Genomic DNA, 7,448 nt, shown 5'->3' with positions numbered 1-7,448 from the left:
GTATTCTGATCATCCTGATCGGTACGACTTTCGAGTTCAATCTGCTCCTGACCATTTTGCTCGTTATCTTCGTTATGGGCCTGTTCGCCGGAATCTCCCCCGTCGCCATCCTTGAAATGATCGGGAACGCTTTCGTAGCCTACCGTTTTCTGTCCATCTTTTTCCTGGTCCTGCCCTTGTGGGGACTCCTTGAACGACTGGGGCTGTACAAAAAAATGGAGGCCGAATTCCAGTATGTCAAGGACGCTACGGCCGGACGCATTCTTCAGCTGTACATGACGGTTCGGCAGGCCTCGGTAGCGCTGGGCATCATGCTCGGGGGGCATCAGATCGCCCGTACCCTCGTCGCCCCCATGGTCCTCGAGGCCGCAAAGCGAGAGGGAAGGCTTCTGCCCAGCATGGTCGACCGTGTCAAGGCCATGATCGTAGCGACGGAGAACTGCGGCAACTTCTTCGGACAGCTGCTCTTCATCGCTTCCGGAGGAAGCCTGTTCGTCAGGGCGGTATTGGAACAGGCCGGATACCCGGTCAGCATTCTCAGGCTTGTTCTTTACGCCCTCCCCACGGCGCTGGCGGCCTATGTTATCGTTATGGTGCGTTGTGCTCTTCTGGATTCGGCCCTGCGCCGCGAAGCCGGGGAAGAGGCTTGGAAAGCGTGAACCTGTCAACGGTCTTTGAAGCTTTCGATATGGAGAGCATCTACCGTATCATAGGAGCCCTTTTGTTTCTCTTCTCCCTGATGGCCCTTATGGACAACGGCAACCCCAAGAGGTGGGGCAACGTCCTCTTCACGGGGCTTTTGGGGGGAACGTTTGCCTTCGGCACGGTCCTTCCCGCCGCCGTCACGGGGGGATGCGTCGTCCTGATGGTATTCCTTGTCGTGGTGATAGGCATCAAGCCGGGCCGGCACGAGCTCCCTTCGGACGAGCGCCAAAAGGCTGTCGCAGACCGTTTCGGAAGGTGGCTTTTTTCTCCCTTCCTGCTTTTGTTCGCCTCCACGCTGACCCTCCATTGGGTTTGGAATGTAGAAATTCTGTTCGCCTTCGGGATCAGCAACATCGTTATTCTTATCGGTCTCATGCTGTTTTTTCGCGAGACGCCTGTCGCCCTCGTACATGATGGACATAGAATGTTCGACATCATGGGGTGGGCTGCGCTCCTTCCTCAGTTGCTGGCCGCCTTCGGGGTGGTTTTCGAAACCGTTGGAATGGGCGGCGTCATTCTGGAGATGGCCGAGTCGTTCGTCGTAATAGACAGCAAACTGATGGCCGCCGCCGTCTATTGCGTCGTTACGGCGTTCTTCTCCATGATGATGGGGAACGCCTTTCCCGCTTTTCTCGTCGTCTCCTCGGGGATAGGAATTCCCCTGGTCGTCCGGCGGCTCGGAGCCGATCCCGCCGTTGCGGGGATTATCGCGATGCTCTCCGGCTACTGCGGAACCCTGATGACCCCCATGGGGCTGAATTTCAACGTCCTTCCCGCGGAACGCCTGGGGATCCGGAATCTGAACGAGGTGCTCAGGGTGCAGAGGGGCACGGCGCTGCTGCTGCTCCTGATAAACATCGCCCTGATGTACCTCCTGGCTTTTTAGGAGAGAGATCGGCAGGCCTTTCTCCCGCTCGAAGGCCGAGAATCACGGAGTGACGACAAAAAGTCCCGCCAACGGGAGGTTGGCGGGACTTTTTCGCTTTTTGCCCCCGATAAAGCCGCGAGAGGCGGAAACTCGAGCGGATCAGCTGGCGGCGATGCAGCCGATCTCCTTCGCGGCGGCCATCTGCCTGTAGCGCTCGTACTTCTCCTTTGCGTCCTCCTCGGCCATTGCGATGAGCACCTTCGCCTCCTCCGGGAAGGTCCGTTCGAGGGCCGAATAGCGGACCTCGCCCATCAGGAACTCCCTCAGCGGGCGGGTGGGCGCCTTGGAATCCAGGACGAACGGATTGAGCCCCTCCTTGCCCCGCCGGGGATCGTAGCGGTAGAGGTGCCAGTATCCGGCCTCGACGGCCAGCTTGGACTCCTTCTGGGAGAAGCCCATCCCCTTGACGATCCCGTGGTTGATGCAGGGTGCGTATGCGATGATCAGGGACGGCCCCCTGTAGGACTCCGCCTCCTTCAGGACCTTGACCAGATGGTTGGGGTCGGCGCCCATCGCCACCTGAGCGACGTAGACGTTTCCGTAGTTCATGACCATCGTGCCCAGGTCCTTTTTCCTGACCTTCTTACCCGATGCCGCGAACTGCGCCACCGCCCCGACGGGCGTGGCCTTGGATGACTGCCCGCCCGTATTGGAGTAGACCTCCGTGTCCACCACCAGGATGTTGACGTCGGGACCGAGGGCCAGGACGTGATCCAACCCGCCGTATCCGATATCGTAGGCCCAGCCGTCCCCTCCGTACATCCACATGGACTTCTTGACGAAATGCTCGCGGTTCTGCCAGAGGTAGCGGCAATCCTCGTCGTCCGAGCCCGGGGCGACGCGCGCCACGGCCGCTATCGCTTCGTCGGCGCGTTCACGCGTCCCCTCGGTTTTGTTGAAGCCGTCGAGCCAAGCGGTCAGGGCATTCTTCAGGGGCTCGTCCGAGCAACGGGGCAGAAACGCACGCGCCCTCATAGCCAGCTGTTCGCGCTGCTGCTCGACGGCGAAGCACATCCCGAGGCTGAACTCCGCGTTGTTCTCGAAGAGCGAGTTGGAGAAGGCCGGCCCATGTCCCCGACTGTTGGTGGTGTAGGGGACGCAGGGGGAGGCCGCACCCCAGGCCTGGGTGCATCCCGTAGCGTTGGCCAGATACATGCGGTCGCCGAAGAGCTGCGTCATCAGCTTCATGTAGGGCGTCTCGCCGCACCCGGCGCAGGCGCCGGAGAACTCGAGCAGCGGCTGCTCGAACTGGCTCCCCTTCACCGAGAACTTGTCCATGGGGTTCGGCTTCTCGGAGACGGTCAGGGAGTAGTTCCAGTTCTCCATCTCGGGGAGCTGGCTCTCCAGAGGCTTCATGACCAGCGCCTTGTTCTTGGCGGGACAGGTCTCGGCACAGCTTCCGCAGCCGACGCAGTCCAGGGGATCCACCTGGATGCGGAACCCGTAGCCCTCCAAGCCCTTGCCCCGCCCCGGAAGCGTGACGTAGTCCTTCGGCGCCGCGGCCTTCTCCCCCTCGTCCAGGAGGAAGGGACGGATGGAGGCGTGGGGGCAGACGAAGGCGCACTGGTTGCACTGGATACAGTTCTCGGGGATCCACTGGGGGACGTTGATCGCCGTCCCGCGCTTCTCGTACTTGGAGGTCCCCAGAGGGACGGTTCCGTTGGCGTCGTCCACAAACGTGCTCACGGGCAGGTCGTCTCCCTTGAGGGCGTTCACGGGGATGAGGACCTCCCGGATGTAGCGCGGCAGGTCCGCGCCGGGACGCCGGACGGGTTCGGGTTCCAGCGCGGACCAGGAGGCGGGGACCTCGACCTGCACCAGCCCCTCGATGCCGCGGTCCACGGCGTCGTAGTTCATGTTCAGGACCTTGTCGCCCTTGCTGCCGTAGGTTTTTTTGATGGCGTCCTTCATATAGCGCACGGCGTCCTCTATGGGGAGGATCTCGGAGATCTTGAAGAAGGCCGACTGAAGCAGGGTGTTGATACGCCCGCCCAGCCCCATCTTCTGGGCGATGCCCGTCGCGTCGAGGGTGTAGAAGCGGATCTTCTTATCGGCGATCTGCCGCTTCACCGATGCCGGCAGGTTCTCCTCGAGCCCCTGGAGGTCCCAGGCGCAGTTCAGAAGGAAGGCCCCGCCGGGCTTGACGTCGGACACGATATCGTACCGCTCGATGTAGGACGGGTTGTGGCAGGCCACGAAGTCCGCGGAGCTGACGAGATAGGTCGAGTGGATGGGGTTCCTGCCGAAGCGCAGGTGCGATTTCGTCACGCCGCCGGACTTTTTCGTGTCGTACTCGAAGTAGGCCTGAACATAGAAGTCCGTGTTGTCCCCGATGATCTTGATGGAGTTCTTGTTCGCCCCGACCGTTCCGTCGGAGCCCAGCCCCCAGAACTTGCAGTTGACCGTCCCGGGGTCCCCCGTATCCACGAGCGGCCCGACCGGCAGAGAGAGGTGGGTGACATCGTCGTTGATGCCCACCGTAAAATGGTTTCTCGGCTCGGGCTGGCTCATGTTGTCGAACACCGCCAGCATCTGGGCGGGTGAGACATCCTTGGAGGAGAGCCCATAGCGCCCGGCGTAGATGGCCGGATGTTCGGCGCGGCCGATCATCGCGGTCGCCACGTCCTTGAACAGCGGTTCCCCGGACGCCCCCGGCTCCTTCGTCCGGTCCAGAACGGTGACCCGTTTCGCGGTCTTCGGCAGCGCCGCGAACAGGTGCTCCTCGGAGAAGGGGCGGTAGAGATGGACCTGCAGAAAGCCCACCTTCTCCCCCTTGGCGTTGAGGTGTTCCACGACCTCCCGAAGGACGCCGCTGACCGACCCCATGGCCACAATGACGCGCTCGGCGTCGGGGACGCCCCAGTAGTTGAAAAGTCCGTAGTGCCGGCCCGTCAGACGACTGATCTCCTTCAGGTAGCCCTCGACGATCTTGGGCAGGTTGTCGTACCATGGGTTGCAGGCCTCCCGGGCCTGGAAGAAGATGTCCGGGTTCTGCACCGTGCTGCGCTGGACCGGATATTCGGAGTTCAGCGCCGTCTTGCGGAACGCATCCACGGCGCCCCAGTCCAACAGCTTGCTGAACTCCTCGTAGTCGAGCACCTCGATCTTCTGGATCTCGTGAGAGGTCCGGAACCCGTCGAAGTAGTGCAGAAAGGGCACCCGTCCCTTGATGGCCGACAGGTGCGCCACCGCCGCCAGGTCCGCCACCTCCTGGACGCTGCCCGAGGAGAGCAGCGCAAACCCGGTCTGACGGCACGCCATGACGTCGGACTGGTCCCCGAAGATGGAGAAGGCGTGGGTTCCCACCGTCCGCGAGCTGACGTGAAGCACTCCGGGGTGCAGCTGCCCGGCGATGCGGTACATCGGGGGGATCATCAGCATCAGCCCCTGGGACGCCGTGTAGGACGTCGCCAGGGCCCCCGCCTCGAGCGCGCCGTGCATGGCCCCGGCCGCCCCGTGTTCCGCCTGCATCTCGACCAGCCTCACCCTCTGTCCGAATAGGTTGAGATGCCCCTCCGCCGACCAGCGGTCAACGTGCTCCGCCATCGGGGAGGAAGGGGTGATCGGGTAGATCGTCGCAACCTCCGTAAACGCGTAGGATACCCACGCCGCCGCCTCGTTTCCATCCATCGTCTTTTTCGTCTTCTTGACCTCCAAAAAAATCCCCCTCCTCGAAGTGTTTCTTTTCAATGCTTCTTTGTGAAAGTTCAGTTGAAACCCACCACTTCTCTTTTCTTATTATAACCGATACCCTGTCAGCGCTTGCTTCCCATATTGAGCGTCGTCGTCCCGCAAACGGGGACACCAATCTTTACGTTATGGTTCCTCGAACTTAATTCGGGGATTCCTGTGAGGGCGGGGGCGACTCGGTCCCCCTTCTCCCGATCCGTCATGTTTTGCTCCCGTTTGGTCATGTCCCGGAGGATCGGAACGTTGTAAAATACGATATCAGAGTTTGTGTAATCAAATATAACTGCGGACGTTTCTTGGCTCATCCTGCGTTTTGTCCTCGGAATCTTCTTCGGAAAGGGGCGTGTTTTTATGGAAAAAAAGAAAAGGAGCGGAATCGCCCGGCTTTTGGAGATAGCCGGGCAGCGGCGGGGGCTGGTGACGCTCTCCTGCGTGCTCTCGGCCGTCAGTGCGGCGCTGATGCTGGTGCCCTTCCTGAACGTGTACTTCATTCTGGGCGAGCTGCTGAAGCATGGGGTGACGCCGGAGAACTCGGGGTTCTTTATCCATCAGGGGGCCGTCGCCTTCGGGGCCATGGTGCTGGGGTTCGTCGTTCGGTACGCGTCCCTGATAGCCTCGCACGTGGCTGCGTTCCGGATTCTGTACGGCATCCGGATGGGCCTCGCCCGCCACATCGGCAGGCTGCCGCTGGGGTTCCTCTCGGGCACCACCATCGGCGCGGTCAAGAAGACGATGGAGCAGAACGTCGAGGACATCGAGCTCTTCGTCGCCCATAAGATCCCGGAGGTGGTCGATGCGACGGTCACGGTGCTCGTCCTGGTCGTGGCGCTGTTCTTCCTCAGCGTGCCCCTGGCGCTGACCTGCGTGGGGGCGTTCGTCGCCGCGCTCGCCTTTCAGGGGTCCCTCTGGTTCGGGAAAAAGGGCCGGGACAACCTGAAGGCGTACTACGACGCGCTGGAGCGGGTCAACGCCTCGGCTGTGCAGTACGTCCGCGGGATGCAGATCGTCAAGGTGTTCGGCCGCACCGTGCAGTCCTTCCGGGGCTTCTACGCCGACCTTCAGGACTACGGGAGGCTGTGCATCCAGTTCACCAACGCCTGTCGGAACGGCTACATCCTGTTTCGCGTGGTCGCCAACTCCTTCCTCGCCCTCCTGCTGCCCGTCGGGCTCCTGATCCTTCGGGACGACCCGACGGGCCAGGCCTTTGCGCTGACGTTCCTGTTCTTCGTGGTGATGGCGCCCGGAGCGGCGGCCCCCATGATGAATCTGGCGATGCTGGCCATGCAGGGCCGGCAGATAGACGAGGGCGTGGAACGCATCGAGGCCGTGATGGACCGGAAGCCCGTTCCCGAGCCCCGAAACCCCAGGACGCCGAGGCGGTTCGACGTCGAGTTCCGGGACGTGACCTTCTCCTACGACGCGGAGGGGCCGGAAAACGCGAGCGCCCTCTCCACGCGCGCCCGTGCCCTGTCGTCCGTCTCCTTTCATGCGGAGGAGGGGAGGGTGACCGCCCTCGTGGGCCCATCGGGCGGGGGCAAATCCACCGTCGCCAGCCTGATTCCGCGCTTCTGGGACGTGAGGGAGGGGGAAGGAGAGATCCTCATCGGGGGCGTGGACGTCCGGGACATCCCGGTCGAGACGCTGATGGACACGGTGTCGTTCGTGTTTCAGGACAACTTCCTGTTCTTCGACTCCGTGATGAACAACATCCGGGTCGGGCGGCCGGACGCGACGGACGACGAGGTGATCGCCGCGGCGCGTGCTGCCCAGTGCCACGAGTTCATCGAGCGCCTCCCCAACGGGTACGGCACCCCCATCGGCTCGGGTGGCGTCTACCTGTCCGGCGGGGAGGAGCAGCGCGTCTGCATCGCCCGGGCCGTCCTGAAGAACGCGCCCATCCTGGTGCTGGACGAGGCGACGGCCTTCGCCGACCCGGAGAACGAGTTCGAGATCCAGAGGGCCCTGACGGAGCTCATCAAGGGCAAGACGGTGCTGGTGATCGCACACCGGCTCTCCTCGATCCGAAGGGCCGACCAGATCCTGGTGCTGCATGAGGGGCGCCTCGAGGAGCGGGGGCGGCACGACGAGCTGCTGGCGGCAAACGGGCTTTACGCCCGCATGTGGC

4 protein-coding genes are annotated in these 7,448 nt (G+C 62.5%); 3 read left to right on the top strand and 1 reads right to left on the bottom strand.

Going from position 1 to position 7,448, the window contains the following annotated elements:
* Both ABLA28_RS09600 and ABLA28_RS09595 read left to right on the top strand, forming a co-directional pair.
* Positions 1-659, top strand: a 659-nt coding sequence (locus ABLA28_RS09600; RefSeq protein WP_347713476.1) for a DUF969 family protein, incomplete at its 5' end; no start/stop codon positions are given.
* A complete protein-coding gene (locus ABLA28_RS09595) occupies positions 656-1,591 on the top strand; it encodes a DUF979 family protein (RefSeq protein WP_347713475.1) in 936 nt (311 codons plus the stop codon). The genes ABLA28_RS09600 and ABLA28_RS09595, both read left to right, overlap by 4 nt.
* 141 nt (positions 1,592-1,732) lie before the next feature.
* Here the strand turns inward: ABLA28_RS09595 and nifJ are convergent, their stop codons facing one another.
* The gene (nifJ, locus tag ABLA28_RS09590) at positions 1,733-5,263 is read right to left on the bottom strand and encodes a pyruvate:ferredoxin (flavodoxin) oxidoreductase (protein ID WP_347713477.1); all 3,531 of its coding nucleotides are present in this window, start codon (positions 5,261-5,263) and stop codon (positions 1,733-1,735) included.
* A gap of 411 nt (positions 5,264-5,674) precedes the next feature.
* Between nifJ and ABLA28_RS09585 the strand changes: the two genes are divergently transcribed.
* Positions 5,675-7,448: ABC transporter ATP-binding protein (locus tag ABLA28_RS09585; protein WP_347713474.1), on the top strand; the 1,774-nt coding region annotated here is incomplete at its 3' end.

This window comes from uncultured Fretibacterium sp., assembly GCF_963544685.1.
Taxonomy (GTDB): Bacteria; Synergistota; Synergistia; order Synergistales; family Aminobacteriaceae; genus CAJPSE01.
This window is presented reverse-complemented; position numbering and strand designations above follow the sequence as displayed.